Consider the following 26030-nt stretch of genomic DNA (forward strand, 5'->3'; position numbering starts at 1 on the left):
CCAGGCATAAAAAAACCGCCTCTCGGGCGGCCTGTTTGCTGCTGTCCTACTTACGCTTTGTCTTCAGCCAGAATCGAAGCAGAGATGATCATTCCGCCCCACCGACGTTCGCCGATGCAGATCGGTACCGGGTTGCCGCTGGCGGTGGTGTTTCTGGCGCTGCCGAAGGCATAGGAAGGGGCGTTTTCGGGGGACGCGCTCTGCTTCAGGCCTGAGGCTTGCGGGCTGAGCATCTGGATGACGCCGCCAATAACCATTGCGCCGCCGATTTGGTACAGAAATGGGGAAGCCGCGGCGAAGGGTGTAAATGAAAGAACAAAGGCGGCAGCAATTAGGACAGACCCAATGATTGTTTGGAGACCTCCCGCCCTTTTGCTACCGGTTACAACAGGCACTATCCGCAACTCCCTCGTGCCGCCAAGATCGAATCCGGGAACGCCGACATTCTTGCGGTTTCGGAAGATTGCAAACGTCAGCCCCAGGCGCTCGAGCCGCTTCACTTCTTCAGAGAAACCGTCGACAGTTGCATTCAGTGCGCGAAAGACTTCTGCTGTGGTCCCTCCATCAAGGAGATATGACCTGCTACGGAAGAACTTTTTCGCCAATGAGCCGGACAACATTACCTTCGTTGTTGGTTTGTACGTAATTGCAGACATGTTCACTCCAGGCAATAAAAAACCGCCGGGAGGCGGTCTTCTTCAAAGCGTCGTGGGGAGGATATCTATCTGCCCATCACCGCCGGTAAACACTCGGTATTTTTTGACGGCACCGTCTTTTACGACCGCCTCACGCTCAACGCGCTCCGCCCCCATAGAGCAGATCCCCGAACCGGTATAAGCCGCGCCCAACGAAACCGAATCCGGTGGCAGGTAGAAGGATGCCTTTTGGCCCGGATCGAGCTTCGCAGCTTGCCTGCCGTCAATGAACACGGCCATAGAACAAAGACTGCCGGTGTGGCCAGAGTCGCGGATCACTTGGATAGTGCCATAGGCTCCAGTTGGCTTGCTTTGGTACCCCAGCACTTGACTCGGAGGCGCCTGGCGCGCCTCACCTGAAGGTGTGGGGGAAGTTGCACATCCCGCCAGAAACGCAACAGCTATCGCCCCTACGATCAATTTCATGCAGGTCACTCCTGTGGAATTTCGGGCAATGTAACACTGAAGGATCGAAAACAAAAAAGCCCAGCCATACGCTGGGCTTTTCATAATTGAGATCTGTCAAATTCCGAATTAGGCAGAACCAAACCTGCTACATTCATTTGATAATATTTTACGAGGGACTCCCCCCTAACCACCAAATCGCGAATAAGCGCCACCCAATTTCCCCAAATTTCCGCTACCACCTGCACCACCATCGTCTCCTCTGCCAACCGTTCCTTTTGTTCTATCTACTTCTTCTTGGGCTTGATCCGCATTACGTTGGGCTTCTTCAGCTTCTTTACGAGCCTTTTCGGCTTCATGACATGCCCAAGCTGCATAAAGTAAAGGACCAAATTCACCATCGGCATTAAGGCTTGCAGTAATACACGCGTTCATTTTTTTCTGTGCCTCTAAAGAGGACTTTTCTGCATCATCCTTAGCGTCACCCAGAGCCTTATCTAGATCAACATTACACTGAACCGCCCTCTTATACAGGGAGTTCAGGTTTTCCTCTCGCATATCAAAAACAACATCAAATCCAGCATTAGAAATTACCCCCTTCAACTCTGATGGCGCCCCCTCCAATCTGTACCAGATTCCTTTCCTCAACTGATTTAATATTTCAATCACACTATCAGTATCGAACGTACCACTGGGGCATGCAGTCCACGGAATATTAGTAAACTTTAGAAGTTCCTTTGGAACCCCTTCTAGCTTCTTCAGCAAATCATAGAGATCGGGTAACCCCAAATTTTTGAGTGATGTTTTTAGACCTTCAGCGTCAGACAATGACAATAAGAGACGGCGCTGGATCCTCCAATCCACTACAGCAACCGGATTGATCCCACCTTGTTTGTCATCGACCACCTTAATCGAAAGAGACCATTCATCAGCCATTACTCTACCCTCTGGCGAAATATCTAAAGGAGCATGGCAACAAAACAATCAAGTCGTTATATCAATTACACATTAAAAATATAACAAAACGAAATTAAATTACACTCCGTTAAACTTGACTTGGAAAACTCACACCATGCACAAACTGTAGGTTCTCGCCAGCTAACTATTTAACTTGTGGAAGTACTTAAGCTAGATGTGACTTCTGATGTCTCAGGATCAAGCGCACCCGTTCAAGCCATGGCCCGCCGAACACGATTACTTCCGAAGGCCTGCCATAGAGGTGATGCAGCAGGAAAGGGCCGGGGCCGAACGTCGCCCCGTCCTCGCCGGACAACCCCGCATCAGCGCCGAGGAAGATACCAGCATGGTTTGGGTAAACCGTCCGACCTACTTCCATCACGATCATGTCACCGCGCTGTGGCTCGTCAACCCGATAGAAACCGGCGGCCGCGTAATTCGCTTCATACAGGCTGGTGCTGTCTTTGCTCTCCCACCAGCCGTCGGCACGCTTAAAGGCTTCGAACTCCAGCCCCCACTCGCGCTTATACCAATCGGCGCAGACCTGCCAGCAGTCCCACGCACCATGTACGAACGGGCGCTTCAGCAATTGGACATCGCCGGTCGGCATGACCGTGCGCAGGTCGCCCTCTGGCCAGCTGAGGATGTGCCATGGCAGCGCCGTCGCCTCGCACATGGCCAGGTCACGCGGCGAAGGTCTGCTGGTTGCGTCCGGATGCGAATGAACCACACCGATAACTTCGCCGACATCCTCCGCCGCTGCGTATTGCTCCGGATCAATCCGGAATTCTTCGTTCGGCTCAGTCGAGACGTTGTTGCAGGGGAAATACTGTTGCTTGCGCCCGATCGCCAGCAGCAGCCCGCAGCACTCTTTTGGGTACTCGGCCGCCGCGTGCCCCTGGATCGCATTCAAGATGTGCTTTCGCATGTCAGCTCCTGGCAATCAGGGATACAGCCGGAAAGCCACCGAACGGCAGCGGATTACCCTCGCCAAAGCGCGGAATACACCCTCGGCCCAACGTTGCGTCACACTCGTCCAGTTCAGGGTTATCGGTGATGACGCCGTCCTTCGTAACGTTTGGCCCGGTGTATCCGCAGTTCGGACCGCGGTAACCGCCAGTCAGGCACCAATGACAAAGGGTTGTGGCCTGCCGGCCGATAGATTCATTTCCAACATCGCCCGGGCTGGCCAGCTCCCAAGTGACGCTCTCCCCGTCCTCGTTTGTTTTCTGATCGATGTACCAGACCTCAATCGTTTCCTGTGTCGGGTCTGCTGTTGGGTTGCCGGCCGGGAAGTTCTCCGAATCAAGGTACGTGCCCAGCGTATGGCGCATCGTCAGCTTGAACTCAAGTAGATCCGCGAACCCCAGGCAGAGCGCCGTGATCCGCCCGTTGACGTTGCCGACCGACAGCGTTGGCCGCACCGCGGTGCCGTCGCCGTTAGCCTCGATACCGTCGATCTGCATCGGCCAGGCGCTGTACTCGTTGCCCTGCCAATAAATCGCCTTCGCCGGCAACTGGTCCGCATTGTCGCCTGCGGCGATCAGCTCGGCCGACGTGTGCGGAATCGCGTGCCCATGGAAGCGCAGGATGTCCGCGCCGTAATCCGTGCCGTCCAATTCAAACAGCAGCACTTCGCTGCCAGGCTCAAGCACCTGGATGTCACTAATTAGCGGCATGGTTGCCCCTTATGGATGGAATGCACGCTCGAACGTGGCTGTGAATTTGAAAACGCCGCCACCCACCGGAGTGGGCACGGGATTCTTGCAAGTGAACAGGCCGAGCTGACCCAGCGGGGTCGTCCAAAGGAACGCTTTCGCGCCGGCGTGTCGGTCAAGGAACGCCATGATCTCTAACACTCTGGCTTGGGAGCCGCTGTAGTTGATCGGGTACGCGTCTTCCTTGTTATTCGGCCCGTCGCCAACTTCCTGTTTGTAGCCGTCGCCGAACTGCGCGGTGCGCACCCGATAGGAAATCTCGGGTGAGTCGCCATGCTGAGTCGGCCAGATGAATGTCTCTAAGGCCATCAGCCCCTCCCATTCGTAAGACGCCAGATCGAGCCGCCAGGCTGCAGCGCTCGAGCGATTGCGGTTTCCGCTTCGGCTTTCGCCGCCTGCTGAATGCCCTTGCCCAGCTGCGACGTGTCTTCCGTGCTGGCCGTGCCGCCATTCCCTTGGGATTGCACCGATACCGCGACGGGGAAGTTGTAAACGCTGCCGCCGCCACTGCCGCTAGCACTGATTGCACGTACACCCAGCTGACCGCCGGCGGTACGAGTCAGAGGCATAATCGCCTCAGGTCCCGCCTCGCCCGCCACTCCGATATCACCGCCAGCCATTCCGAACGCGGTTGGCTGGGTCAGGATGGAGTTGGTGAACGCTGCGCCCTTCGCGAACATCTGAACGCCACCAGACCACGCTCCACCGTTCGCTTGAACGCTGCCCGGTGTGAAACCAGACAGATCACCGCTGTAGCCCGCAACAGTGGAGCCTGCTGAAGTTGCTGCGCCGCCGCCACCGAAGTAGCTCGCGCCCGCGCCGACCAGGCTGCTCAGCAGTGCCGAGCTAGCCTGCCGGGTAGCGATACGCGCCATGTCCGCCAGAATCGACTTGGTGAAATCGGCAAACGACAGCTTCCCGGTCATGACGAAGTTGACGATTGCGTCCTCCATCGAGCTGAAGGCGTTGGTGAAAAGGCTCTTCGTTTGCCCCGCAACGTCCCGCGCTGACTCCAAGTAGTTCTGCCACGCCGACGATGCGCCAGCGCTCCAGTCGCCCTGGGCGGAGGTCATGTCGTCGTAGTTGGCCCGCACAGTGTCGTGCAGGTCCTGTTGGGTGGCTTTCAGCGCGACCAGCTTCTGGGTGTACTCGTCGAGGCTCATGCCGCGCGAGCCGTCGCCGTATTGGTTGGCGAGTTCCAGGCGCTGCTGGTTGAATCGGTCGTCGATCCCGTTCTGCTGATCACTAAGCGCACGCTGCCGGTCACCTTGGTCGAGGCTCGATGCTGCGCGCAGACCCTGCTGCCGAAGCGTGTCGACCTGCTGCTGCAAGGCGCTGGTGTACGTGTTGACGGCCAGGGTCTGCTTGCGCAGTCGCCCCTCTTCGTTCGTTGCAATGACCGCCAGTTCGCTGTCGCTGTCCTGCTGAGCCTTGACCATTGCGGTTCGAGCGTCGGCGATCTTCTGGTCAATCTGGATGATCTGGGCACCAGTGTTGCCCTTCTTCGCCTTGGCAGCTTCAAGCGCATCGATCTCCGCTTGGTAGCCTTGGGCAACTTCATCGGCCTGCTGCTTCAACAGGCTGATCCGCTGCTCGGTGTAGCTGGCTTGGGATATCACACCTGCCCGCTGAGACGCTTCGAGCTCCTTGTCCGCATTTTTGTAGTAGGCCAGGGTTTCGGCCAAGGCGTTCTTCGCGTTGTTAAAGCCGGTAGTGTCGACACTGCCCGCAGCGACCTTCGGATCCTTGAACTTCTCGTTGATGTTCGCGATGTTCTTGGCAACCGCAGTTGGATCAAGCCGGGAGTCGTTCGGATCGACCTTGCGGATATCGTCCAGGCTTTTCTTGTAATCCTTGATTGCCTCGGCGCGCTTTTGCTCGTTCGTCAGTGAGGACTTAGTGATGGCGTCCACTTTGGACATCGCTACGACTGCGCTTTGCTGCGCCTTCGCCTGCTCACCTTCCCACTTGGCAATATCAGCCGCCGCGGCCTTCTGATCCTCCAGCATGTTGAGCTGGTTGCTGTACAGCTCGACCATTTCTTTCTGGTTTTGAAACGCACCGATATCGCCAGCCTGAGCGGATGCCAAGTTGCGCCGAGCCTGCTCGATATCAGCGTCGATATCGGGCCGTCCGATGTTCTTCAGGTTATCCGCTGCCCGCGCGACAGCGTTGTAACCTTTCTCCCAAAAGCTCAAATTTTCAAGGATCTTTGGCGTGCGCTCGTTGATCGCGTCGGCGTACTGCTCCGTCGCGAGCTTGACCGCCCCTGCGTGGTCGCCCTGCTCTTCCAGAGCCGTGATCTGCGAGTAAATCGAGGCGGTCAGGTAATGATACTGCTCATTGAGCGCAGCGGACGCCTTGACCGGGTCGTCGGCCAGCTTCACGAATTCAGCAACGGTCTCGCTCACCGCCTTGCCCGTGGCTTCCTGCATCGAAACGGCAGCCTGGGTGATGGTGGTGAAACTCTCGCCGGCGATCTTTCCGTTCCCAGCCAGCAAGGCCAGAACCTCGGCAGCCTGCCCGGTGGTGCCGACCGTCGCGCTCACCTGGCGCGCCATGTCGCCGAGCTGTGCAGCGCTGACCCCGGCGTAGTTACCGGTGAGGATCATCGACTTGTTGTAGTTGTCCTGCTCCTTGCTGCCCTGGTAGTAGGCAACAGCAAGGGTGCCGACGGCGGCGGTGGCCAGTGCCAGTGGTGCGAGAATGGCCAGCAACCCTGCAGCGCCTGCGCCTGCCCCAGCGCCAAGCTGAGCAACAGCCCGCACCCCGCTACCCCAATCACCCGACGAGAGAGCGTTGCCGAGCTGAACGACGTTTTCCTGCGCCTGGCGGGTACCGAGGCGCAACTTGTCGAAGCCGGTGGCGGTTTTGTTGAGCTTGTCGTAGTCCTTGTCGATCTTGCTCAGGGCCGTGTTGTACTGATCCTGGCTGATTCGGCCTGCGTCCAGGTGCTTGCCCAGCTGCTCGACCTGCGTGTCCAGCTTGGACATGGCAGCGCGGGCCGGGTCGATGGCGCCCAACAGGCTGTTCAGCGCCTTCTGCTCGTCCATGGTGGACTTAGCCAGGGCGATCTGCTGCTTGTCGAGTTGCGTGCTGATCTTGGTGAATTCAGCCTCACCGTAGGCGCCGGTCTTCGTCAGCTTCGCCAGGCTCTCGCGCTGCTTGGCAAGTTCCTGCGTGGTGGTCGCGCCTTTCGCCAGCGACTTCTCCAGCGCCTGCATTTCGTTCATCAGGCCGACGGCGGACTGCTCAGCGCGATCACCAGCCTTGGTCAGCTTGTCGAGATCGTTCGCAGCGTTGGCGGCATCAGCCGAATCGACCTTGATGCCGAGTTCTGCAATGTTCATCGACTCACCTTGAATAAGTGCCCGTTTTCACGGGCTGTTGTCGCGGGCTTCCGCCATAACCGCGATAGCTTCCGACTCCATGACGCGGATATCGTGAAACACACTCGAGCGATCCTTCGCCGGGATGCCGACGAGCTTCATCACGTTTGGCAAAACGCCGTAATCGAGGCCGGTTGCGCCGCATGCGCCAGTGCGCCATTGGGTCCCCATCGCGTCCATGACGAGGAAGGACGCCCAGTTGTCCGGCCAGACTTCAACGGTTTCGTCATAGTCCTCTGGCGAGAAGCCGAACAAGGCCATCTGCTCCGCCGGTCCTTCGGGCTCATACAGCGCACGGGCGGCGGCGGTCAGTTTCCCAGGCGGGCCTTGCCGAAAGCTTCGCTGTAGGCCTTCACCACTGCATCCGATACGCCGATGCAGCTCTTCACCAACGCGGTAATCGATTCATCGCTGAGCTTGTCGGTGAAGCCCCAGGACACAACCAGGTCCTTGATCTGGTCGACACCCTGCTCGACCTCTGCGGCAGTGATCTCAGAGAGCGTCGGCTCAGTTCCCTTGAAGCGCTCGCCGATGGCCTCTGCCCTTTCCTTCCAGTTGTCGAACAGTTCAGCCAGAGCAGTGCGGTCACGGTATTTGAACGTGAACGGCACCATCGCCGGCTTGCCGCCGACCTGGGGGATCGCCACATCGACGGTGAACGCCGGCTTCGGCGCGATGGAAAACTTCGGCATGGGAACCCCTTAGGCGTTGTAGCGGGTTGGACGGGAGGCGAAGGACAGCGTGATGGTCCGCGTCATGATGTTGTTACGGCTCAGCGTCGGGGTCGCAGTAATCGACACGTACGCAAAGTAGTAAATGGTCGCACCACCCGGGAGGTTGGCGCGAATCAGGCGCGGCTCTTTGTCTTCGTCGGCCGCTTCAACAATGGCGACGTATGCTTTGGCCGGATCATCCGCTACCGGCAGGGTCATGCTGCTGGCCGATTTGGTGGTCGGCAGTTGACGGTCATCGTCGTCCTCGAGGAATCCGTAGGTCAGGAACTGCTGCTCGCCGCCGTTGGCTGTGGGCTCAGTGATTTGGGAGATCTGCGTCCAGCCGGAAGCCGCACGGACGGTACCGGCTCCAGAGCCTGCCGGGTAGTTCTTCACGCTAGTGGTGTCGATGCCTTCCGCGGCGAAATCGCCAGTATCCGAATCGATGACGCGTGCCGGTCGGCCATTCAGCTTCGCCCAGGCAGAATCGATCACGATCACTTCGCCATCAATCAGTCCGTGGGCTGCAGCGGTGAGCACTGCGGGGCTGGCATTGCTGATCGCGGTAAACGATTTCGGAGCGCTCAGGGTGGCTGCAATTTCGAAGGTGGTGCCGTTGGGAATCTTGACGCTCATGGGGTTTCCTCTTTGCAGAAATGACAAAACCCGCTCAATGGCGGGTTCCGGGTTGCCCAACGGGCGGGTTTAGTTGGTGTCGGCTCGGTACAAGAACGAAACCGGCACCGTGTAGGTGGTGTCGTCGGGAATGCCAGGACCTGGGTCTACCGGGCTCATGGTCACCACGGTAAGCGCGCCTTTTGTGATTCGCTCGTACAGAGGGAACAGAGCGGCAATCTGGTCGGCTATCGCACCGGCCGCGCCGCGGTACTTGCCGGACGGGGTCACGATGCTGACCTGAAAGACGCCGGTGTAAAGCTTGTGGTCGCCAGCGAGCGTGTTGCTCGCGGTGTCAGCCGGCAGCGTGAAAGCCTTCAGGTAAGTAGCGCCATTCACCGGAGTGTAGGCCTCGTTCTCTACGACAACCTTTAGCGGCACCGGCAGCGCCTTCGCCCAGTTAATTATTCTGGCCTCGTAAATCGAGGCAATGATGTTGTGGCTCATACCTGGTTGTTCCTGATGGCCTCCAGCACGATCTGCTGGAAGCGGGCCACGGTGATGCGGACCATGCCGCCGGGCGCCTGGGTCGAATGGCCGAACTCCAGCGGAATCGCGTACGGCAGGTTGTTGATGAGGTAGGCAGTCTGCCCGGCTGTGAAGTCGCTCACGGCTGAAACCAACGCGGCGATCGTTTCCTGGCCACCGGGGTCAACCTCGTCGAAAGTGACGTTCTCTATGACATCAATCGAAAGGTGCCAGTTGGCCCGGAACCGCCCGCCGACGTAGCCTTCTGGTGCGACGATATCCATGCCGTCGTTGAGCTTTCGGCCAGGCTTGAGTCGGCCCGCCTTGGTCAGGTTGGCGGGATCGCTGCGCAGTTCGCTGTTGTGATCGTCGACGGCCTTGTTGTACTGGCGGGCCACGGTGTTCTGCGCCCAGATCTCCGGGTTACCCACCGGCGACATGCGGATGACGCTACTGCCGACCTCGATAATGATTTCGCGCAGGCTGGCGTCGATGGCTTCGGTGGCCTGGGCTGCGAACTCGGCAAGGCTCAGGGCGAAGCTGCCGGATTGTCCGGCGCCGGCCCGGCTCACGATCGCACCTGCAGTTCATACAGAATCGGCGTGCCGGCCGGGTTGATCTCTTTCAGCGGTGGAACGATTGACCAGGTGCGGCCTTGAACGATGATTTTGTTCAGAAGATCAGGCGCCCATTCAAGCCCCTGCGCGGCGATTTTGAGCTTCTTGTCGCCCTGCTTGATCAGGCTGTTGTTCTGGAATTCTTGGCCTGTGAAGTCGAGCAGGATGCCTTGGGCAGTCTGCTCAGTGATGGTGTCGGGCGGTGCAGTCCCGGTTTCCGGGTCGTACTCACCGACAGTTGTAGCCCGAATGGTCAGGGGCTGGCCGAACTCTGTGATCATATCCAGAGCCATCACGGCCATTTCGTCGTAGAAGGCCATGGTGGCTCCAAAAAAGAATACAGGTTATCGGTTTGCGGGCCTTCCGAATTGGTGCTCTTCGGCAGCACCAGTGCGAGCTTTACGCTCCAGTAGTAGCTGATCCGCAGCTTCGGCTGCCTTTGCAGTCGCCTGACTCCAAGAATAATCACCCTTTGCTAGAAAGCCAGATAACGCTGCTGCCGCGTACTGATCCCACGCAGCAGAGTCACTTTGATACAATATCGTAGCCATATGCACCTCCATTTGATGAAGGCACAAAGCTATCACTATGCTCGAATCGCAAACAACCCACGCTTTTTGAGATAGTCGGCAAACTGTGTTGCGCTCGGCCGGTCTGGCGCCGCCGGCAACAATCGGCCGCTGGTATTCGGGATCGTCGCGTACTCGCGAGTCACCGCCCCTTCAACACGCTCCAGGGTAATGGCGCCTTTCCGCTTCTCCACCGGGTCGATGTCGTCCTGATGAATCTCGGCAGCCAACGCCATTTGCCCGTACTGGATGCGTGCCGGTAGGTAGTTGTCGGGCTTGATCTCGTAATCCAGCTCGACACCTCGGCGAGGCCAAGACAATGCCTGCTCGCTGTTGGTCTTGCGCCCTTTCCACGTCATTCCATCCATTGCCAGCGCGGCCCGACGCAGCAACGCTTCTTGCGCAGGCACTTCCGAAGGGATCACCAAGCCAAACTTCACGGCATAAAGATCCAGGTCCTCGGCAGACGCATAACTTTCGGCGTCTGGCTTTCCGGTGCCGTCCTCGATGATGAGAGTCATGAATCAGCTCGCTGTATTGGTTGGAGTCGGGTGCCGCAGACCTTGGCACCCGAATTATTACGCCTTTGGCAGGTCGGCAACTGCCTTTTCCAGAGATTCTACCGAAGCGTTGGCCCGATATTGCACGTTGGCGGCGTCGAGCAGCGCTTTGAGGGCTGCGATCTTCTCTGCATTATCGCCAGTCTGCTCCGTTGTTGCCTTGAGGCGTGCAATTTCAGCTCGGAGCGATTCAGCCTCGCCCGCCAGCTTGTCGCGCTCATCCGTTAGGGAGACGACATCTTCGTGAATTGCTTTCAGCGCATCGAACAGGCGGATCGGCAGCTCGCTGGCGCCTGGGTGTTCCAGTGGCGCAAGACCTTCAGCAGCGTCGATCAATAGCAGGATGCCGTCACGCTCCGCACTCAACTTGTCGATCAGCTCCTGCAATGCAGCCGCATCATCGTCATTGCTGTCGATCAGCATTACCGGCGCCGACTCAAGCTGTCGAACCGTCACCTCCGGAACATCGTCAGCCTCATCCTCGCGGCTTCCGGTGGCGTTCGCGTCGACAATGCGAAGACCGTTTTCCTTAGCCAGCGCCTTCACATCTTCCTGATATTGGTGAAATGGACCGGGCAAGTACCAGATGTTTTTGTTGCTCATCATCATTACCTCGTCGAGCCGGGCACGTCGCCCGGCTCAACATTCAGGAATTACTTGGAGGCGTCACCGATCAGAGCCACACCGGCGGTGTGCTTGATGCTGGTGGCGGTCTTATCCCAGTTGGTACCGGTTGCCAGTTCGGCGTCGGTTGGCGACTTGCCGCCGGTGGTGGTGTCCCAGGTGTAGCCCTTCAGGCCCAGGCCGAAGGTGTAGTCGGTTTGAAGCGTGGTTTCGATACGCTCCTTGCCGTTGGTGGTCTGAACGTTGCTGATGATGTCGCGACCGTCGTGCACCAGCGCCGCGCCCTGCACCAGGGACAGGATGATCTCCTTGTTCGGGGTGCCGGCCTGCATCAGTGCTGGCGCGTCCGTCACCACGGAAATCTTGCCGAGGATGTCCACGACGCGAACGTTGCCCGCTTGGAACAGCTGCTGCTGGTTTGCCAGGTTCTGGCCAACCAATTTGTGGTAGCTGGTGCCCTGCATCACCTGAGTGACCAGGTTCTGGCTTGCGTCGCCGAACTTCGCATGGGCGTTGTTTAGCCCTGCGTAGGTGATGCCTGCGGTAGCCGACACGTCGTTGACAGCGGCGGCCTGGGCGGTGATCGCGGCAACCAGTGCGGCGATCGCAGTGTTCAACTGATCCTTGAGCAAAATTTCAGCGAAAGCGCGGCTCGCAACTTCGACGCCCTGCGCAGTTGGGCGCTCCAGCCAAGTCATCTGCGATGGCTCGTAGCGGATCGGCCCGAAGCCGCCGGCGACCTTCACCGAAGTGTTCCTCAGCTCGGTCAGGTCGGTGGCCGCAACAGCGGCGTTTGCGCTGTAGCGATCCACTCGGCGCTGGGCAGCCGCCAGAGTCTGGAAGAACGACTCTTGGAGGAAGTCGCCGGTGAAGCCGTCCGGCGACAGCACGATTGCACCGCGGCTTGCGGCGTTGAAAGCGGCGAGATACTGATCCAGCGTCTCGAGAGTCGCCGGCATGATGTATTCGTTGAAAACCTGCATTTGCGACAGGGACATGAGTTATTCCTTACGATTGAGGGAGATCCGGGAACCGGCTCGCGATTGCGGCCGTGCGTTCCTCTTTGGTGCCGCCGATTTTTCCTTTTGCGGCCCCGCCGCCACCTCCAGCACCAGCAGCCCCGCCGCCCGATGCCTTGCTACCTGCGATCAACGGCGCGAACGCCGTATCGTTTGCGAATTCCGCTTTCAGCTCATCCAGCGTTGCCGCCGAGAGCTTGCCCTGCGGATCGAGGACGACCACAACAGGCTTCCCGTCGCGCTGCTCGACACCAAGGCGGCGCTCGATGTGCGGCAACAGGGCTTTGGCGCTGCCTGGGATTGCCAGGGCGGACGCGATGTCAGTTGCGGTACGGCCAACGGTCAGATCCCGGATCTGTCCGCCCAGCGTTCCACGCTCCTGCTCCAGCATGCCGTTCAGCTCAGCTTCGCGGCGGTTGTATTTTTCGGACCAGGACTTTTCGAGCTCTTCGACGTTTCCAGATTTGCGAGCGGCTTCTTCACGCTCTAGGCGAGCAGCCTCTTCAGCCTCGCGCGCCTTCTTCTCTGCCAGCTTCTTCTCGCCGAGCAGTTCATCAACCTTGGCCTTCAGGCCAGATACATCTTCTTGCTGGGGCAGACCTTCAATGCCGAGTACGAACTTGCCGTCCTTCTCGGTGTAAAGAGCGCGCACGGCTTCATCTACCCCATCCAGGGTATCCAGTTGGAATTTCAGCATTGGTTGTCTCCCAGAGACTTAGGTGCAGGCCCTGCCTGCGGGGCATAAAAAAACCGGCCCATGACCGGCTGGTAATTCGGTGTTCGGTTAATTGGTTTCGTGCAATTGCTGCTTGAGCGCGTAGCCCATCAGTGGCCAGACCTTCTGCTCGGCGTTCTGACGGGCAATCTTGCGGCCCACTTCGGCGTCGAAGTTCTCCGGGCTGGCGCATGCGCTCTCGCCGGTGACTGTAAAACCGTTGCGCAGCACCAGGACGCAGAATGTCAGCAGAGCCAGTTCGCCATGCGCACCAGTGAGACGCGTCAGCTCATCTTGCTCGCTGAATGCAGCCTGGACGCCATTGGCAGCAGTAAAGAAGTATTCGCCGACAATGTTGGCTTGTAGATCGGCCGGCGTGATGCGCGGCGCGGTCAGGCCCTTCGCTTGGATCTCTTGCTCGATTGCTTGGTCGTTCATGTGGATCTCCAGGTTATTTGATGCCCGCCCGCTCGAACGCCAGAGGCTCTACAGCCTTCATCTGCACCAGGGTCAGAGGTGAAAAGTTGCGATCGAGCTGCAGCTCGGCGAAGCGCTCGATGGTCAGGCCGCCTTCGCGAAAGAGCTTTGCCCGGACCGGGCCGATCGCCTTGTCTTGAAATGCTGCCGGCTGCTGCTTGAGCCAGTCGTAATAGCTGAGGTCCGCCCTCACCTGCTGCGCGCCACCGTCACCGATGGATGCCCGCGTGGCGTCTTTGGCGAACAGCGCGCTGAAGCGAGTCACCGCCACCACCGTCGAGCGGCAGTTGATGTGAATCGGTGGCCGGGGCCCCTCAGCCAGCTTGAACCGGCGCTTGTCGAGCGTCCGGCACTGGCTGGTCGTCTTCGTGTCCAGAGTGCTGACCCACTCCACCGACTGCACGACATCGGAATTCTCTCTCAGCGTCTCCATGCGCGCCTGGGTGGCGACGTGCTGCACCGCCGTACGGACGATCGCGCCGGCGTTTCGGTTGGTCGTGGCCAGGATGCCGTCGTTGTACTTCAGCGCCTTGGTGCCGCGAATGTTCTTGATGATCTGGAAGTTGGTCTGGCCCTCGAAGAAGCCCTGCCGGATTGCACCGGTGAGGCGTTGCCGCTCGGTACTGGTGAATCCCTCTATGAACGATTCGAGCAGCTTGCCGCCGTCGGCACCGCGCACGCTCAGCGGATTGGTGAGGATGGCTGCCCGGATGGCAGCTGCACCTGGTACCGCCGCGTCGAACGACACACCCACCGGCGCCGCTCGGTTCAGGCTGGTCGCTTCAAACTCAGCCTCGTAATTGGCGATGTCCACCAGGTCAAGATTCAGCTTCTCGCTGTACCGATCGAAGATGCCCAGCAGCAGGCTGTCGACTTCGCTCAGCAGCCGCTCCAGCCGAGCGACGGTGTAATCCGTCAGGTCGGCCCGGGTCAGCCGCTCACGAATTGAGCGGTCGATCTCCTTGAGGAAAGGCCCGAACTTCGCAACCTCTCCGGATTTCAATTGCTCGAGGAAGACGGCGTGCCGAATCGTGGCATCAAGGATCGCTTGGTTTGCCGCCATTCGGGGTTACCTCGTCGTCATCCAGGTCGGGGCCGGGATTCTCGGTTTCCAGCTCATCTCGGATCTGGTCGTCGGTCTTCTCGGGATCGATAACACCGCGATCGCGCAGGTACTGCCAGAAGTCCCCGGCCGGCAGTTTGCCGCCCTGCACCGCATTAAACAGCGCGGCAAGAATCGTCGCATCCAGGGTGATCTGGCTGAAGTCCTGATTGAGCTTGTAGAGGGTTTCCCCCGTGGCGTTCACGAACTCGGCCATCCAGACCAGGCACTGGCTGTATGCCTCGCTGACGTTGCTGACCACGAGGGACAGGACACTATGTTCGGCGGCGCTGTCGTTGTCAGCCTGGGTTGCGGTCTTCACCGCACTGCCCCGTTCGATCAACCGGGCGCCGAGCGACACCATGTCCTCTTTCTTGGCGTCCATGGCCTCTTTTGCCACGGTGTTCGGCTGAGCCTGCCATACGCCACATGTGCCACTGACTGGCAAGAGCCACGGCGCGCGGGAGCCAAGGAAAATGCCGTTCTTTTCCATGTGGTCGCGCCACTGCTCATCGAGCCCCGCCATCCACGGCTGAGGCTGGCCTACCAGGTAAGCCGCTTCCTCATAGTCAGCGCTGTTGCGGTAATGCCCGATATTCACTTCGGCCATGTCGTACAGCGGCGAGTCGTCGACCGTGGTGTCGTTGTTCTCACTGCCCAGAAACTGGAACGGAATGATTCGCCACGGCTGACCCAGGCCATTCAATGGTGCGAAGGGCGCGATGGTCATTGCCGTCTGACTGGAGCCCTGCTCCCATATCTCTTGCGTATAGACGCCGGCGGCATCCAGGCGAAGCACGCGGTATTGGACGACCTGCTCACTACCAAAGCCGTCATCGGTATCGACGTCAACCGTCTCGCGCAGAACGACGAGGCACAGCAGGTGCTGGCCACCGACCTGACGAGTCTTCCAGTTGATGATGGCCTCGGCCGGGTAACTGGCGACGTTCGCCCGAGCTCTTCCTGCCTGTTCGTCCGCCTTGCTCACAGTGCCGGCCTGGACAGCCGCGTAATCGACCAGCAGCCCGTGGCGGCCGACTTCGAGCAGATGCCCAATGACCGACTGAGACTGCTGGTAGATGCTCACGCCCTGCCCGTCGATGTCCTTCGAGACGTAGTCGAGAGCGCCTGGAACAGTAAGCGTCGGCCAGGTGCGGAACACCGCGCCAACAAGACTGTGCTTCGTCCGGCCCGTGGCGTTGTAGAACACAGCGCGCTTCTTGTACGCATCGTAGCGGTCCCGGTTGTCCTGGCTAGCGTCCGATGCGTTCGGTCGCGGCAGATATCGGTCGCCAGCAGCCTTGATGGTTTCCGATCCTTTGCAGACGTCGCGCACCAAGCGCCAGCGGTACTGCGCCGCGTCGTACTCGGGACGGGTAAAAGTGACGTCCGTCATCGGGCGACTCCCATTTTCATTGAGGTGACCGGCTTCACGATCGGGTACTCGCGGTGGATGAAGTAACCACCGCCGTCGTTGGCGTGGTCATTGCCCTGGCTCTTGTCTGGCTCGCCGTTGGACGCCCAGATTTGCTGCTCAAGGCCGTCTGCATAAGTCGGGCAGGTAAATGGATTGACCAGGTAACGCCGCTCGCCCTGCGCATTGCAGAACATGGCGTTCATCGCGTTTATTCGATCCTTCACCGGTGGGTTTGCCGCCGGTGCGATGACTGCGAAGCCGGCCTGCTTAAGCATCGCCAGGTCCGTGACGCTCGCGTTGACCGACTTCCTTGAGTCCCCCGAGGCGTCCGGATAAATCCGGATCTCGCAGGTTTTCTCGAAGTCGTTGCCGTTGTGCCGCCAGTAGCGCTCCTTGATGCGGCGAATCATGTCCGGTGTGTCGTAGCCATCCATCAACTCATCCACCGCGCGCGGCAGACCCTGGTCGCGTTTGACGTGGGTGATCGCCGCCATCTTGCCGACGTTGAAGTCCATGCCGATGAAAAGAGGCTCGCCTGGCTGCACAGTGTCAAAGCACTGGTTCAGCTTGCGGTCGTATGCGTGATAGATCGAGCCGGAGGTCAGGTTGACGAACTGACCATTGAGGTAAGCGCGGATCAGTTGCTCGGGGTATGACTCCATCAGCGATGCGATGTAGTCGTCTGGCAGGTTGAGTTCGTTGTCGAACGTGCTGGCCTGAATTAGCCCGTACATTTCCTTCAGCGCCGGCTTATCACGCAGCTGCTTTACGAACTGGAGGAAGACAAATTTGAACCCTTCCGGCGTCGTGGTCACATCCACGCCGTTCTTAAGCCCGGGCAGGTTGTAGCGCATCCGGGCAATGATCTTGCGCCAGGCCTGCTGAGCCTTCAGCGACGTCAGCACGTCCAGTTCATCCACCAGGGCGTGGCCAATTTTGAAGCCGACGATTGTCTGGGGCTTTTCCATCGAGCGACAGATCACCGTGCCGCGATACTGCCGGCCGCTGTATATGTGAACCTCATGGTTCGCTTGGTTAATCTTGGTCTTCAGCCCCCAGTCGTACGCCACTTCCTCCATCGTCGGATAGAAGATGTCGCGAATCTGCGGGTAGGTCGGCGCGAAGTAACCCGCGTTGACACCCGGCCACTCCATGAAATGCTTGCTAAGTGCCGAGCAGCCCACCCAGGTCTTCCCTGAGCCGAAGCCAGCAACGAAAGCGCGAAACTTGTGGGGCAACAGAAGGAACTGCGACTGCGGAACGTTAAGGCTCGGCATTCGGTTTCCTCGCATCCACTACATCAACCTGGATACGGGTCGGTATCGCCGGCTCGTCGTCGGGCTCGTCTTTCCGGTTGCGGTTGACATAGATGTCGCCGACCTCCTTCGCGGCCTGCTCCAGAATTTGCATTGCCAGGCCGATGTTCTTCATCGTCTCGGCCTTCTCCACAAATCGACTCATGGCACGAAGGCGGAACGCTCTGTTAGCAATCGGGATCTCCGCTGTCTCTTCACGAAACCGCTTACGGGTGTCGTGAAACAGGGTCTGCCACTTCGCATGCAGGTTGCGCCCTACGTATTTCGTCGGGTCGTACGCTTCGCACTGTTGGCGAGTGACATCGAGACCGAATCGCTCTTTGACCGACGCAACAACTTGCGATGGCGTGTCAAAGCAGGCGAGTGCCTGTACTACAAAGGCTTTCACCTCGTCTCTGAGTGCGGCCATAAATGGGCATCCGTCAAAGTACTGTCAAAGTCAGGCCGACTTGAGCAGACAGGTTCCGCAGGCCCTCGCAATGTTCAATTTCCCCACCTCGGCGGGCTTGTTTGCTGCATCCACCAGCACCTGCACGTCAGCACTCGCACCATAGCGGCGGACGACACCGACGAACTCTTCAACGTCATGTCCCTGCAGCTTGATCTTCGGTGCGCCGTCCTGGGTGAATGCTGGCTGACCGTATTTGTCGGTCGCGTGAGCCAGGTGATACAGCTCATGTTCGATCAAAGCGCAGAAGTCAAGGTCGCTGCACTGGGAGCAGTAATCGGCAGCCAGGGTGATGATGAACGCCGGCACTTCGCCGAACCAATCACGCATCTGTTGTTCCATGCGGGCTTTCTGCCAACCACCGGCGCGGAACGCTACCTGTTCGGCTTGACCCAGAACCGTGCGTCCTTGCTTCTCGATGGCGGAAGACGCCCACATGATCCGGATGTCTGCATCCAGCAGGTGGGCATGATCTTCGTTGTGAATGCTGCCGGTGTCGGCGAGGATCTCGGTCTTGAGCCACTCCCACACTTCTGGCGCGGGAGTGAGACGGATGTGAATATCGGATAGGCCCAACAACTCAAGTAGTGATTCCGGAGGATATGGACGCTTCATCAGTCCGCAGCCTCATTCACGACGATTGGGTTTATGGTTAGCGTCTGATCGGTCATAGAGGAATGGAAAAATGATTGACCGCATAAACGAAGAGTTGGTACTACAGGCCGCTAAAGAATGGGCTGCGCGGTTAAATAAAAGCGGCGCGCTTGCTGAGGAGAGTGCGCAGCAAACGATTACAGCACTCAAGGCCAAGTTAACCGGCGATGAGTACAGTCAAGCATTAGAGCAACTTTATCGTGAGTACAACGAATCGTAGGGGTGCGCGCTGATCAGTCACTGCGCCTATCACAAATGTCGCGACACGTTTTGCGCATTCGTAAATTGTGTCGCGACCTATGATTTACGCGGTGAATCGTGTTCGGTAAGACCTACTTGCTCACGCCCTTCCCTGCGTTCAACCTGCTGACTCTTAGGACGCATGTCGCAGTGCAGGCAGTGTTCGCAATTGAGATTGCGGCAGATCCAGGCCTTGACCCAGCCCCAATAGGTGGCGACGAACCAATGCCGGACGCCCGCGGTGGCCAACGCTAGATACAGGGTTGCCTCGGCAGCGCCTGAACTGGTGAACATCCGCTCAGGGCGAGCAAGGATCGCATAGCCGCTGAAGGCGATCACCGCGTAGATGAACTTACCCAGCACTCCATCACGAACCTTCCCACTCAGCACGCACCAGGTGGCCCACATGGCAATGACGCCAGCGGCATAGCCTGTGATGTGTTCATAGATCATGGGGCGCCCCCCCCGAACTTGGATCGGATGAAAGCCCAGAGGTCGGCGGCTTTGATCGCACGGGTGATCGCGGCAATTAGCGACCCCCCGAAGGTGCCTAGCAGAAAGCCAACTCCAGCAACGCTACGCGGCTCGATGATGCTGAAGTACGCGCTGACCATTCCGGTCAGGTAGTGTGCACACGCAGCGCCGGTGCACAGGAAGATGAGCCAGGCCTTTCGGTCTGTCAGGTCTTCGCGATGCCACCAGCTTGCAACGACGGCCCCAACGAGGCCCGCAATAGCCCAGTCGAGTTTGTCGAGCAGGCGGTGAAAATACTCCATGCGCTCGACTCCGTTGGCATGACTTGAATTGAATCAGCTCCAGCAGCACTCCCAGCTCAAAGCAGTGGGTGTGGGGAGGCGAAAACGAAAAGGCACCTGCTAATGCAGAAGCCCTGAATAGGTGCTGATTTCTCGTAAAAATGAGCCAAATCAGCCCATTACGAATTGTCAGACAATTTTTTGAATCTTTCTCAATACCAAATATCACTTATTCATGGACCAGGACGGAGCAATATTCGTGAGCAATGTCGATATTTACGTAATTGAGTACAGAATCTATGGAGAGCCAAGGTCCTTCATCATCCGCTCGAAGCTGATGAATAATGCGGAGGCTTGGCAATGGGCGAGCTGTGACGCTGGCATCGCTCCAATACCAAAACCAGGGCGCCCCCCCTTGAAACGCTTTACGAAGCCGATGGCGGAAAAGTTCGGTATCACCGATGTGAAGTGGCGAGAGACATCCGCGGTCACTTGGGAGGAGGTGTGAACAAATGGCTAAACGTACAGCCGCACCTACTGACATAAAGGTTTGGGATGCCCGGATCGCCGCTAACACTGAGCAGTTTCGCCAGGCCGATCTTTTGGATGACGCCGCTTATAAAATTATCGAATACGATCAGAGTTGCCCTGATACATGGGATCGGTTCGCCGAGGCTAAAGCGCGCGCGGATATCCAACGTACGAAGGCATACTGCGAATGGATGCAAATTAAGCGTGAAATGAATAAATAATTGCGCGTCTTTCCGCGCTGTCCGCCAAAGACCATCCCAGCGTCGACGCCCCGGTGCATCGATCTCGCTGTTCCAGTCTCGCGCCACCCTGTAAGCATTGGTGTGCAGGGTGCACGGGCTGCCGGTGTTGATTCCGTACGTCGCACTATCCGGCTATCGACGTCCAGGCCGTCCCGAAGGCTGCCCCGGCTACAGGTAAATTTCAGCCATAAAAAAACCCGACGCGGTGGCCGGGTTTTCTTTGTCAGTCCTAAACACGCAGGAATAACAGGATGGGTGGATAATGGCTCATTGGCTCATTGCCAGTCAAGCGGCTTTTGTTGCAATCAATTCATCAGCATCCAGCAGCGTTTGAGCACACACTAGCGCCTCATCAACTTCACGCTCCAGGGCCTTGCGGATGTCTCGCCGCCAGCGCTCCTGAGTCTTGATCGGGTGCGGCTCGTCCGACCAGTTGTCCATCTCGTACCAGCCAGCGGGCAGCACGTTGGTTGACCGCTTTCCGTCAACACCGGCCAGTTTGGGCAGCGCCCAGGTCACTACCGCGCAATGCAGGAAACGCTCAGGCGCTGGCGAACGCATGACTTTCGTCAGCTCAGCAATGGCTGCGTGCTTGCGTTCAGTGTGCGTGGAGTACTTCGCCACTAGCGCGCGCCAATGGGCAGCGGATAGCGATTTGTGCAGGCGGCCGAAGACCCAGCAATCTTGGAGAAAGGCCGCTTCCTTGCCGACGATCTCCCCTTTCTGTTTGGCGCATTGGACCTTTGGTTCGAAGTCGCAGCCGCCGGCGGAGTTGATAGTTTCGGCGGCGAGCGCCCGAACCACTGCGGATATCACGTTTCGATATGTCATGCCGCTCTCCCCTTCAGCTCTCTTGTCTTTGACCTGTATTCGGCCTTGATAGCCTTGATTTCTTCTACGGTGAACTTTCGGGCTGGATGAGGCCCTTCAAGCCAAGCCACGGTTTCGGCGCCGATGCGCTGCACCAGCCGGATGCGGTACTCGACCGCGTTACCGGAGAGGTTGCGGTTGCACTTGACGCACTGGCGGTGGATGTTCAGCGGCTCGAATCGCAGTTCCGGGCAGGCGCCGACGGACCGGTAGTGGCCGGCGTCCCAGCGGCTGCCTGTCATCAGGTCGTTGTCGTTCGGCATCGAATCGCAGCTGATGCAAGGCAGGTCTGCATCGCGCAGTCGGACGAATTCATTCACTGCGGCCTGGGCCTCCCGCAGGTGTTCCGCCCTACTCTTCAGTTTCTCTTTGCGGACCTTGATCTCGCGGCGCTCGCGCTGATGGATGGCCTTGCGCGCTTTCTCCTGATTCTTCGGCGCATCGATCATTGCGCACGCCGGGCTGCAAACTGCCTGACCTAGGCGCGCAGGGACGAATGCGGCCCCACAGGTTTCAACGCGGCATTTCTTCGGGCGTGGCTTCCTTGCTGTGAGACTCATGCAGCCTCCTGGCTCAGCAGATCATCGAAGTACACGCCCTGCGGGGCGAAGCGCGTGACAATGCGGTCGGTGTAGGCAATGCCCTGGGAGCGGTTGAACAGGCTGGTCACCGGGAAGCCGTCAGGACCGAACAAGTGGCATTCGCCCATCATGTCCAGCTTCGTTTCGTAGGACAGATGGCGCATGATCCGATACCACTCCGCCTGAAAACCGGCATCCTCGTTCAGCAGGATCTGCACGCCGATGTGCAACTTGCAGTACCGCCGAGCGTCAGCCTCGTCGCCGATCTGAGTCATCTCGGCGATACGCTTGTACATCGCGAACCAGAGACGGTTCTGGTCGAGCGTGCGGTCCTTGCCCGGGCGCAGCGACACCACGACGAACTTCTTCTCGCGGAACATGGTGGTCAGTTGGGTGATTGCCTGGGTAAGCCTGGCCTGACAGTTGACGCTGATCTTGTCGGTCATTGCCCGAACTCCTTCAGCAATTGGCGCGCACCCATGACGGCACCCTTGTCACCAGATGTCCTGCTTATGTCGGAAATGAAGTCGCGCAGCCGCTTGTTCTCTGCCAACAGTTCCAACGCAACTTCCTCCACGGTCTTCTCACCGAGAAATTCACCTAGCGCCTCTGCGTTCTGCTTCCACTCCCCACAGTCAGCCTTCCAGGAAGCGACTTCACTCCACAGCAGTTTCTGGAGTTTCTGTTTGTCGATGGTCACTGCGCCGCCCTCCTTGCTTCCAATTGTTCGGCCTGCTGAACCAGCAGCGCACGGCGATCAGCCAGCTCATTTGCTGCCAGGATGCGTAGTTCTGTTTTTTTCTCGGCCGACACTCTCCGCATGGCGAGCATCGAATCCTTCACGGCCGCGAGCTTGGCGCGCAGCTTCGGCGCCGGGCGGGTTATGGTGCCGGTGATCAAACCCGCCAGCGCCCGGCCATCCTCGGTGACTGGCTCGACACTCAGGTCTGCCAGATACTGCTGGGCGCGCTCCTGGGGGATCCGCTGCATCTGCGCGGCCTTACTGATTGCCTGCACACGGCGATTGGCATCGAAGCCGACAGACACGTGCCAGTTGACCTGCTTGTTGTCCTCCCGGGCCTGGCCGACCAGGCGCTCGTAGGCGCTGTTGAATGCCATGCGGGCGCCGACCTTATCGCCAGCATCGAGGACAGGTTTCGCGGCGGCCAGCGCCAGTTGAATTTCGTCGGTCAGCACCACGGTTTCGAATTCGTCGTTCGAAGTCATGGCGATCGCCCAGGCTTCGTCTCTGCCCGGGCGGCCATCGGCGGCCTGAACGCGCTGCAGGATATCGGCCATGGCCAGCTTGCCCTTCACCTCGAAGCGGCAGGCCTTGAGCGCAGCCTTCACGACGGGTACGGAGTAAGCGCACAGGTCTTCAGCCATCATTGCCGCAGTACCTGGGTTCATCTCCTGGCCCATGGCCTCAGCGGTGGCACAGATCGCTGCCGCCAAGCCGGCAACCTGCTGGTCATTCATCTCAAAGGTATTCATTGCGTGCCCCCGCCTGGCGCTTGGCCAGAACCATCTGCGCTGCCTGCTCGGCAGCCGATGCGTTCGCCTCAGTGCGCTCCAACTGGCGCGCAGTGGCACCGTTGATGCGCTGACCGGTTACCCACTGGGTGTGATAGCTCTCGGCGTTGGCCAGCAGCTCGTTGAGGCTGTGGCACTTGCGGAGGACAGCTGCATCACTGGTCTTCAGGAAGTGAGCAGCTACGTGATGCGCGACATCGGCGCCGAGGCGGTCAACAAGTTGGCCGAGTTGGCCACCGACTTTGGCGTTCCACACTGGCCAGGTGCTGTAGCGTTTGCGGTAGGCCATGGCGTAGTTCGCCCAGGCCTTGAAGGTTTTGCAGGACTGGTCTTTGGGGCCCGGCATGTCGGCGGGAATCTCCACGCGGGGACCGTCGGTGCGATCAACCACCAGCACCAGGTTGCGGGCCGGCTTGTCCGGTCCGTCTTGCAAGTCCTGACTGGTATCCTGATTGGTACCCTGATGATTAGTATCCTGATTTGTCGGAGATTTTTCCGACCCTGCCTCGGATTTTTCTCCGACCTTGCTCGGATTTTTTTCCGAGGTAGACCGGATTTTTTTTCGACCCTTGTTCACTGGAGGGGTCGGATATTTTTCCGACCCATCAAGCTTCTGATTCCACTCGATCGCCTTCTCGGTCAGGCGAAACAGCGTGATGTTCGAGGTGCTGGAAAGCTCAATCAAACCGGCCTCTTCCAGGGCCTTCAGCATGCGGTAAGCGGTGTCCGGCTTGTCAGTGAGCAGCGGCAGCTCCTCGATGATCTTGGCCTTGCTCAGCGCGAAGAAGATCCCATCGTCCGTCTTGATTGGCTTGGTCCAGCTCGGGCAGCCATAGACGAAGGCGAACAGCAGGGCCTGCTGGGAGTTCAGCCCCCACTCCAGCGCCTTCACCTGGTTGATCGTGACGGTGAATTGCATATCAGGCCTTCCCGACCAATTTGGCCAACTCGAGGAAGCGATCGACGTACCAGTAAGGCTGCGTCTCGCGGGGGGATTGAGGATTGGTCAAATTCTTGCCAAAACGAAGGCCCTGCTCAGTCACCGACCAGAAGTCGACCGTCTCCTGCTTGGAGTTTTTGCGTTGGAGCTGCTTGAGGAAGCCTTTCGCCGCCAGTGCACGGTTGAACGCCGCCGGCGCAATACGGATGCCATTGTCTTTCAGCAAGGCCGTGGCCGACTTGGTGGACATCGATGAGCCGCCGGCCGCATCAGGCGCCGCGTCGACGGCGTAGCCTGGTAGAAATTTTGGGTCCAGGCCGTTGTTCTGTGCGATCTTAGTCAGCATTGCCATCTGGCAGGACTGGGCGGGCTTCAGCAGGCGCGTGAAGCACTCCATGATGGCGATCTCGCCGACGACCTTTGTGCCATTGAGCAGAACCTGCTCGCGGGCGCCCTGCTGCTGTTCAAGCTCGCGCCACCGGCGAATCACCTTCATGCGCATCGGCGCGCTATAGCCGGTGAGCAGGCAGTCGGTGTGCTCGCGATCAAGCATGTATTCGACCTGCTCGCGGTTCTGGCCATCCAAATAGATGTGCTCAAAACTGAGTACATCTGATTTCAGTTCTTTCAGCATCCCGGTGATGTCGCGCTTCACGTTAGCGTGCCGCTTACCGGTGACGTTGGCGATCTCGCGGGAAGACATCGTGGTACGCGACACGTTTTCAGAATTAACAAAACGTGTCGCGACATTGGTCGAGGTATTGCTTGAATTGGGTTGGCTCTGCATAATCCGCCTCATTGAGTGGTATCGAATTAGCCGGGGCGCAATCCCGGCTTTTTTGTGCCTGGGATTCAGGCGGCCTTCACCGATGCATCCATCACGTCCAGGCTTTGCCGGACGTGGTTGATCTCTTGGCGAATCAAAGATTTTTCGAAGGTGCTGACATGGTCGTCGCCGAGCGCTTCGTGCACGGCGATAGTCAAATCGGCCACTTCCTTGCCGACATTGATGAGCGATTTGGTGAGTGCCTGAGGCTTAGGAGCAGACTTGGCGACCAGGTCGAAGCCGAATTCATTTGCGAGCGTAGCCAGAGGCCGCATGTCGCCGGTGTGCAGCAAGATTCCGAACAAATGCTCCACGGTCAGGTGGTGAGCATCGTTGTCTGGGTTGGCACGCTGGAGCAGGCCAACGTGCGACACACCCATCTTTGCCGCCAGTGCTTTGGCTTCGTTATCCAGAACAGCGCTTTGGCAGGCCCGCAGAAAATCTTCCATTCGTAAAACCTCAAATTTGTTTCCGTGGTGGCTTTACGCCAACAAAGCGATGATCTGGTCATCAACTGATCAGGGACGCATCCATGACCACTCACTCCGAATTACAAGGCGAGATAGCCGCCCTTTGCTGCCTGGTGGCTGCCTTGGCTTCCACCCTTCCCTTGTCGTCTCAACTCAGGCTGTGGCCTGCGTTCGAGCGGGTCGCTGACCCTCTGCGAGATCATCTTTGCTCTGATGAGTTACGCGGCTTTGAGCGCGCAACCGTCTTGCTCGCATCGAGGCGAGCAAAATTGAGTTAGGCGGCCTGCTGTTTTTTGATCGCCTTGAACTTGCCCTTGGAAAGGACTTGGATCTGGTACTGACGGGATTCGGGAATGGTTTCCCCCCACATGGTCACTGCGCTCGGCCGGATGCCCAGCGCCAGTGCCAGCTTTGTTTTGTTGCCGAAGAATTCGGCTACTTCATGCGTATTCATTGCGCATCCTCGTTCGAGCTTTACGCAATTTCAGCATGCTTAATTTAATG

At 58.6% G+C, this 26030-nt stretch carries 37 protein-coding genes; 3 read left to right on the top strand and 34 right to left on the bottom strand.

Annotated elements, in window-relative coordinates:
* Positions 1-50 precede the first annotated feature (50 nt).
* From D8U69_RS24050 to D8U69_RS24160, 23 genes are all read right to left on the bottom strand, one after another.
* Complete coding sequence (locus tag D8U69_RS24050) at positions 51-656, bottom strand: tail assembly protein (RefSeq protein WP_130908279.1); 606 nt, start codon at positions 654-656, stop codon at positions 51-53.
* A gap of 42 nt (positions 657-698) precedes the next feature.
* The gene (locus D8U69_RS24055) at positions 699-1121 is read right to left on the bottom strand and encodes a hypothetical protein (RefSeq protein ID WP_130908280.1); all 423 of its coding nucleotides are present in this window, start codon (positions 1119-1121) and stop codon (positions 699-701) included.
* A 165-nt stretch (positions 1122-1286) separates the two neighbouring features.
* On the bottom strand, positions 1287-2036 hold the full coding sequence (locus D8U69_RS24060) for a hypothetical protein (protein ID WP_130908281.1): 750 nt from the start codon (positions 2034-2036) through the stop codon (positions 1287-1289).
* 187 nt (positions 2037-2223) lie between these two features.
* A complete protein-coding gene (locus D8U69_RS24065) occupies positions 2224-2985 on the bottom strand; it encodes a C40 family peptidase (RefSeq protein WP_130908282.1) in 762 nt (253 codons plus the stop codon).
* Between the two features lies 1 nt (position 2986).
* A complete protein-coding gene (locus D8U69_RS24070; protein WP_130908283.1) occupies positions 2987-3736 on the bottom strand; it encodes a phage minor tail protein L in 750 nt (249 codons plus the stop codon).
* A 9-nt stretch (positions 3737-3745) separates the two neighbouring features.
* Positions 3746-4084 carry a phage tail protein gene (locus D8U69_RS24075; RefSeq protein ID WP_130908284.1) on the bottom strand — a complete coding sequence of 113 codons (339 nt, stop codon included), beginning with the start codon at positions 4082-4084 and terminating at the stop codon, positions 3746-3748.
* Positions 4084-7125 (bottom strand): phage tail tape measure protein, encoded by a 3042-nt coding sequence (locus tag D8U69_RS24080; RefSeq protein ID WP_130908285.1) that lies wholly within the window; start codon positions 7123-7125, stop codon positions 4084-4086. Before D8U69_RS24080 ends, D8U69_RS24075 begins: the two co-directional genes overlap by 1 nt.
* 27 nt (positions 7126-7152) lie before the next feature.
* A complete protein-coding gene (locus tag D8U69_RS24085; RefSeq protein ID WP_130908286.1) occupies positions 7153-7425 on the bottom strand; it encodes a DUF1799 domain-containing protein in 273 nt (90 codons plus the stop codon).
* 47 nt (positions 7426-7472) lie between these two features.
* Positions 7473-7856 carry a phage tail assembly chaperone gene (locus D8U69_RS24090; protein ID WP_130908287.1) on the bottom strand — a complete coding sequence of 128 codons (384 nt, stop codon included), beginning with the start codon at positions 7854-7856 and terminating at the stop codon, positions 7473-7475.
* 9 nt (positions 7857-7865) lie between these two features.
* The gene (locus D8U69_RS24095) at positions 7866-8513 is read right to left on the bottom strand and encodes a phage tail protein (protein WP_130908288.1); all 648 of its coding nucleotides are present in this window, start codon (positions 8511-8513) and stop codon (positions 7866-7868) included.
* A 69-nt stretch (positions 8514-8582) separates the two neighbouring features.
* Positions 8583-8999, bottom strand: coding sequence for a phage tail terminator-like protein (locus tag D8U69_RS24100; RefSeq protein WP_130908289.1), 417 nt, complete (start codon positions 8997-8999; stop codon positions 8583-8585).
* Positions 8996-9592 carry a hypothetical protein gene (locus D8U69_RS24105; protein WP_130908290.1) on the bottom strand — a complete coding sequence of 199 codons (597 nt, stop codon included), beginning with the start codon at positions 9590-9592 and terminating at the stop codon, positions 8996-8998. Before D8U69_RS24105 ends, D8U69_RS24100 begins: the two co-directional genes overlap by 4 nt.
* The gene (locus D8U69_RS24110; RefSeq protein WP_130908291.1) at positions 9589-9957 is read right to left on the bottom strand and encodes a hypothetical protein; all 369 of its coding nucleotides are present in this window, start codon (positions 9955-9957) and stop codon (positions 9589-9591) included. The genes D8U69_RS24105 and D8U69_RS24110 overlap by 4 nt, the downstream gene beginning before the upstream one ends.
* Positions 9958-10223: 266 nt before the next feature.
* Entirely contained in the window at positions 10224-10727 is a 504-nt protein-coding gene (locus D8U69_RS24115) for a DnaT-like ssDNA-binding protein (protein ID WP_130908292.1), read from the bottom strand.
* A gap of 57 nt (positions 10728-10784) precedes the next feature.
* Positions 10785-11369 (bottom strand): hypothetical protein, encoded by a 585-nt coding sequence (locus D8U69_RS24120; RefSeq protein ID WP_130908293.1) that lies wholly within the window; start codon positions 11367-11369, stop codon positions 10785-10787.
* 50 nt (positions 11370-11419) lie between these two features.
* The gene (locus tag D8U69_RS24125; RefSeq protein ID WP_130908294.1) at positions 11420-12388 is read right to left on the bottom strand and encodes a major capsid protein; all 969 of its coding nucleotides are present in this window, start codon (positions 12386-12388) and stop codon (positions 11420-11422) included.
* A 10-nt stretch (positions 12389-12398) separates the two neighbouring features.
* On the bottom strand, positions 12399-13106 hold the full coding sequence (locus D8U69_RS24130; RefSeq protein ID WP_130908295.1) for a hypothetical protein: 708 nt from the start codon (positions 13104-13106) through the stop codon (positions 12399-12401).
* A gap of 87 nt (positions 13107-13193) precedes the next feature.
* Positions 13194-13562 carry a Gp49 family protein gene (locus tag D8U69_RS24135; protein ID WP_130908296.1) on the bottom strand — a complete coding sequence of 123 codons (369 nt, stop codon included), beginning with the start codon at positions 13560-13562 and terminating at the stop codon, positions 13194-13196.
* Between the two features lie 13 nt (positions 13563-13575).
* Positions 13576-14664, bottom strand: a complete 1089-nt coding sequence (locus tag D8U69_RS24140) for a minor capsid protein (RefSeq protein ID WP_130908297.1) — start codon at positions 14662-14664, stop codon at positions 13576-13578.
* Complete coding sequence (locus D8U69_RS24145) at positions 14639-16099, bottom strand: DUF4055 domain-containing protein (RefSeq protein ID WP_130908298.1); 1461 nt, start codon at positions 16097-16099, stop codon at positions 14639-14641. The genes D8U69_RS24140 and D8U69_RS24145 overlap by 26 nt, the downstream gene beginning before the upstream one ends.
* Positions 16096-17397: a terminase family protein gene (locus D8U69_RS24150; protein ID WP_130908299.1), complete on the bottom strand. Its 1302-nt coding sequence runs from the start codon at positions 17395-17397 to the stop codon at positions 16096-16098. The genes D8U69_RS24145 and D8U69_RS24150 overlap by 4 nt, the downstream gene beginning before the upstream one ends.
* A complete protein-coding gene (locus tag D8U69_RS24155) occupies positions 17384-17845 on the bottom strand; it encodes a DUF2280 domain-containing protein (protein ID WP_130905310.1) in 462 nt (153 codons plus the stop codon). The genes D8U69_RS24150 and D8U69_RS24155 overlap by 14 nt, the downstream gene beginning before the upstream one ends.
* 30 nt (positions 17846-17875) lie before the next feature.
* Positions 17876-18499: a putative metallopeptidase gene (locus D8U69_RS24160; protein ID WP_130908300.1), complete on the bottom strand. Its 624-nt coding sequence runs from the start codon at positions 18497-18499 to the stop codon at positions 17876-17878.
* Between the two features lie 70 nt (positions 18500-18569).
* On the opposite strand from D8U69_RS24160, the gene D8U69_RS24165 reads away from it, so the two are divergent.
* Positions 18570-18758, top strand: a complete 189-nt coding sequence (locus D8U69_RS24165; protein WP_130908301.1) for a hypothetical protein — start codon at positions 18570-18572, stop codon at positions 18756-18758.
* A gap of 77 nt (positions 18759-18835) precedes the next feature.
* Here D8U69_RS24165 and D8U69_RS24170 read toward each other — a convergent pair whose 3' ends face one another.
* Both D8U69_RS24170 and D8U69_RS24175 read right to left on the bottom strand, forming a co-directional pair.
* Positions 18836-19231 carry a hypothetical protein gene (locus tag D8U69_RS24170; RefSeq protein ID WP_130908302.1) on the bottom strand — a complete coding sequence of 132 codons (396 nt, stop codon included), beginning with the start codon at positions 19229-19231 and terminating at the stop codon, positions 18836-18838.
* Positions 19228-19554, bottom strand: a complete 327-nt coding sequence (locus D8U69_RS24175) for an MFS transporter (RefSeq protein WP_130908303.1) — start codon at positions 19552-19554, stop codon at positions 19228-19230. Before D8U69_RS24175 ends, D8U69_RS24170 begins: the two co-directional genes overlap by 4 nt.
* Positions 19555-19792: 238 nt before the next feature.
* Here D8U69_RS24175 and D8U69_RS29875 point away from each other — a divergent pair, with 238 nt between their 5' ends.
* Both D8U69_RS29875 and D8U69_RS24185 read left to right on the top strand, forming a co-directional pair.
* The gene (locus D8U69_RS29875) at positions 19793-20041 is read left to right on the top strand and encodes a DUF6555 family protein (protein WP_130908304.1); all 249 of its coding nucleotides are present in this window, start codon (positions 19793-19795) and stop codon (positions 20039-20041) included.
* Between the two features lie 4 nt (positions 20042-20045).
* Positions 20046-20285: a hypothetical protein gene (locus D8U69_RS24185; protein WP_130908305.1), complete on the top strand. Its 240-nt coding sequence runs from the start codon at positions 20046-20048 to the stop codon at positions 20283-20285.
* A 306-nt stretch (positions 20286-20591) separates the two neighbouring features.
* Here D8U69_RS24185 and D8U69_RS24190 read toward each other — a convergent pair whose 3' ends face one another.
* The 9 genes from D8U69_RS24190 to D8U69_RS24230 form a co-directional block, all read right to left on the bottom strand.
* Complete coding sequence (locus D8U69_RS24190; RefSeq protein ID WP_130908306.1) at positions 20592-21137, bottom strand: hypothetical protein; 546 nt, start codon at positions 21135-21137, stop codon at positions 20592-20594.
* Complete coding sequence (locus D8U69_RS24195; RefSeq protein ID WP_130908307.1) at positions 21134-21736, bottom strand: recombination protein NinG; 603 nt, start codon at positions 21734-21736, stop codon at positions 21134-21136. The genes D8U69_RS24190 and D8U69_RS24195 overlap by 4 nt, the downstream gene beginning before the upstream one ends.
* Positions 21733-22203, bottom strand: coding sequence for a hypothetical protein (locus D8U69_RS24200; protein WP_130908308.1), 471 nt, complete (start codon positions 22201-22203; stop codon positions 21733-21735). Before D8U69_RS24200 ends, D8U69_RS24195 begins: the two co-directional genes overlap by 4 nt.
* The gene (locus tag D8U69_RS24205; protein ID WP_130908309.1) at positions 22200-22457 is read right to left on the bottom strand and encodes a hypothetical protein; all 258 of its coding nucleotides are present in this window, start codon (positions 22455-22457) and stop codon (positions 22200-22202) included. The genes D8U69_RS24200 and D8U69_RS24205 overlap by 4 nt, the downstream gene beginning before the upstream one ends.
* Positions 22454-23251, bottom strand: coding sequence for a hypothetical protein (locus tag D8U69_RS24210; RefSeq protein WP_130908310.1), 798 nt, complete (start codon positions 23249-23251; stop codon positions 22454-22456). The genes D8U69_RS24205 and D8U69_RS24210 overlap by 4 nt, the downstream gene beginning before the upstream one ends.
* Entirely contained in the window at positions 23238-24209 is a 972-nt protein-coding gene (locus D8U69_RS24215; RefSeq protein WP_130908311.1) for a phage replication protein, read from the bottom strand. Before D8U69_RS24215 ends, D8U69_RS24210 begins: the two co-directional genes overlap by 14 nt.
* A gap of 1 nt (position 24210) precedes the next feature.
* Positions 24211-24933, bottom strand: a complete 723-nt coding sequence (locus D8U69_RS24220) for a Rha family transcriptional regulator (RefSeq protein ID WP_130908340.1) — start codon at positions 24931-24933, stop codon at positions 24211-24213.
* A gap of 149 nt (positions 24934-25082) precedes the next feature.
* Positions 25083-25505, bottom strand: a complete 423-nt coding sequence (locus D8U69_RS24225) for a phage regulatory CII family protein (RefSeq protein WP_130905324.1) — start codon at positions 25503-25505, stop codon at positions 25083-25085.
* A 295-nt stretch (positions 25506-25800) separates the two neighbouring features.
* The gene (locus tag D8U69_RS24230; RefSeq protein ID WP_130908312.1) at positions 25801-25980 is read right to left on the bottom strand and encodes a Cro/CI family transcriptional regulator; all 180 of its coding nucleotides are present in this window, start codon (positions 25978-25980) and stop codon (positions 25801-25803) included.
* Positions 25981-26030: the final 50 nt, after the last annotated feature.

The sequence above is a fragment of the Pseudomonas sp. Sample_16 genome, assembly GCF_004307665.1.
GTDB lineage: Bacteria > Pseudomonadota > Gammaproteobacteria > Pseudomonadales > Pseudomonadaceae > Aquipseudomonas.

Bases quoted from the DNA above. Each gene is read 5' to 3' on its own strand.
- D8U69_RS24090 (WP_130908287.1), bottom strand. From the start codon at position 7,856: ATGCCGAAGTTTTCCATCGCGCCGAAGCCGGCGTTCACCGTCGATGTG.
- D8U69_RS24070 (WP_130908283.1), bottom strand. From the start codon at position 3,736: ATGCCGCTAATTAGTGACATCCAGGTGCTTGAGCCTGGCAGCGAAGTG.
- D8U69_RS24135 (WP_130908296.1), bottom strand. From the start codon at position 13,562: ATGAACGACCAAGCAATCGAGCAAGAGATCCAAGCGAAGGGCCTGACC.
- D8U69_RS24195 (WP_130908307.1), bottom strand. From the start codon at position 21,736: ATGAGTCTCACAGCAAGGAAGCCACGCCCGAAGAAATGCCGCGTTGAA.
- D8U69_RS24065 (WP_130908282.1), bottom strand. From the start codon at position 2,985: ATGCGAAAGCACATCTTGAATGCGATCCAGGGGCACGCGGCGGCCGAG.
- D8U69_RS24150 (WP_130908299.1), bottom strand. From the start codon at position 17,397: ATGCCGAGCCTTAACGTTCCGCAGTCGCAGTTCCTTCTGTTGCCCCAC.
- D8U69_RS24100 (WP_130908289.1), bottom strand. From the start codon at position 8,999: ATGAGCCACAACATCATTGCCTCGATTTACGAGGCCAGAATAATTAAC.
- D8U69_RS24075 (WP_130908284.1), bottom strand. From the start codon at position 4,084: ATGGCCTTAGAGACATTCATCTGGCCGACTCAGCATGGCGACTCACCC.
- D8U69_RS24185 (WP_130908305.1), top strand. From the start codon at position 20,046: ATGGCTAAACGTACAGCCGCACCTACTGACATAAAGGTTTGGGATGCC.
- D8U69_RS24160 (WP_130908300.1), bottom strand. From the start codon at position 18,499: ATGAAGCGTCCATATCCTCCGGAATCACTACTTGAGTTGTTGGGCCTA.
- D8U69_RS24165 (WP_130908301.1), top strand. From the start codon at position 18,570: ATGATTGACCGCATAAACGAAGAGTTGGTACTACAGGCCGCTAAAGAA.
- D8U69_RS24210 (WP_130908310.1), bottom strand. From the start codon at position 23,251: ATGAATACCTTTGAGATGAATGACCAGCAGGTTGCCGGCTTGGCGGCA.
- D8U69_RS24155 (WP_130905310.1), bottom strand. From the start codon at position 17,845: ATGGCCGCACTCAGAGACGAGGTGAAAGCCTTTGTAGTACAGGCACTC.
- D8U69_RS24230 (WP_130908312.1), bottom strand. From the start codon at position 25,980: ATGAATACGCATGAAGTAGCCGAATTCTTCGGCAACAAAACAAAGCTG.
- D8U69_RS24110 (WP_130908291.1), bottom strand. From the start codon at position 9,957: ATGGCCTTCTACGACGAAATGGCCGTGATGGCTCTGGATATGATCACA.
- D8U69_RS24175 (WP_130908303.1), bottom strand. From the start codon at position 19,554: ATGGAGTATTTTCACCGCCTGCTCGACAAACTCGACTGGGCTATTGCG.
- D8U69_RS24120 (WP_130908293.1), bottom strand. From the start codon at position 11,369: ATGAGCAACAAAAACATCTGGTACTTGCCCGGTCCATTTCACCAATAT.
- D8U69_RS24145 (WP_130908298.1), bottom strand. From the start codon at position 16,099: ATGACGGACGTCACTTTTACCCGTCCCGAGTACGACGCGGCGCAGTAC.
- D8U69_RS24130 (WP_130908295.1), bottom strand. From the start codon at position 13,106: ATGCTGAAATTCCAACTGGATACCCTGGATGGGGTAGATGAAGCCGTG.
- D8U69_RS24200 (WP_130908308.1), bottom strand. From the start codon at position 22,203: ATGACCGACAAGATCAGCGTCAACTGTCAGGCCAGGCTTACCCAGGCA.
- D8U69_RS24055 (WP_130908280.1), bottom strand. From the start codon at position 1,121: ATGAAATTGATCGTAGGGGCGATAGCTGTTGCGTTTCTGGCGGGATGT.
- D8U69_RS24170 (WP_130908302.1), bottom strand. From the start codon at position 19,231: ATGATCTATGAACACATCACAGGCTATGCCGCTGGCGTCATTGCCATG.
- D8U69_RS24220 (WP_130908340.1), bottom strand. From the start codon at position 24,933: ATGTCTTCCCGCGAGATCGCCAACGTCACCGGTAAGCGGCACGCTAAC.
- D8U69_RS24060 (WP_130908281.1), bottom strand. From the start codon at position 2,036: ATGGCTGATGAATGGTCTCTTTCGATTAAGGTGGTCGATGACAAACAA.
- D8U69_RS24115 (WP_130908292.1), bottom strand. From the start codon at position 10,727: ATGACTCTCATCATCGAGGACGGCACCGGAAAGCCAGACGCCGAAAGT.
- D8U69_RS24225 (WP_130905324.1), bottom strand. From the start codon at position 25,505: ATGGAAGATTTTCTGCGGGCCTGCCAAAGCGCTGTTCTGGATAACGAA.
- D8U69_RS24215 (WP_130908311.1), bottom strand. From the start codon at position 24,209: ATGCAATTCACCGTCACGATCAACCAGGTGAAGGCGCTGGAGTGGGGG.
- D8U69_RS24080 (WP_130908285.1), bottom strand. From the start codon at position 7,125: ATGAACATTGCAGAACTCGGCATCAAGGTCGATTCGGCTGATGCCGCC.
- D8U69_RS24140 (WP_130908297.1), bottom strand. From the start codon at position 14,664: ATGGCGGCAAACCAAGCGATCCTTGATGCCACGATTCGGCACGCCGTC.
- D8U69_RS24190 (WP_130908306.1), bottom strand. From the start codon at position 21,137: ATGACATATCGAAACGTGATATCCGCAGTGGTTCGGGCGCTCGCCGCC.
- D8U69_RS24095 (WP_130908288.1), bottom strand. From the start codon at position 8,513: ATGAGCGTCAAGATTCCCAACGGCACCACCTTCGAAATTGCAGCCACC.
- D8U69_RS24050 (WP_130908279.1), bottom strand. From the start codon at position 656: ATGTCTGCAATTACGTACAAACCAACAACGAAGGTAATGTTGTCCGGC.
- D8U69_RS24085 (WP_130908286.1), bottom strand. From the start codon at position 7,425: ATGGCCTTGTTCGGCTTCTCGCCAGAGGACTATGACGAAACCGTTGAA.
- D8U69_RS24125 (WP_130908294.1), bottom strand. From the start codon at position 12,388: ATGTCCCTGTCGCAAATGCAGGTTTTCAACGAATACATCATGCCGGCG.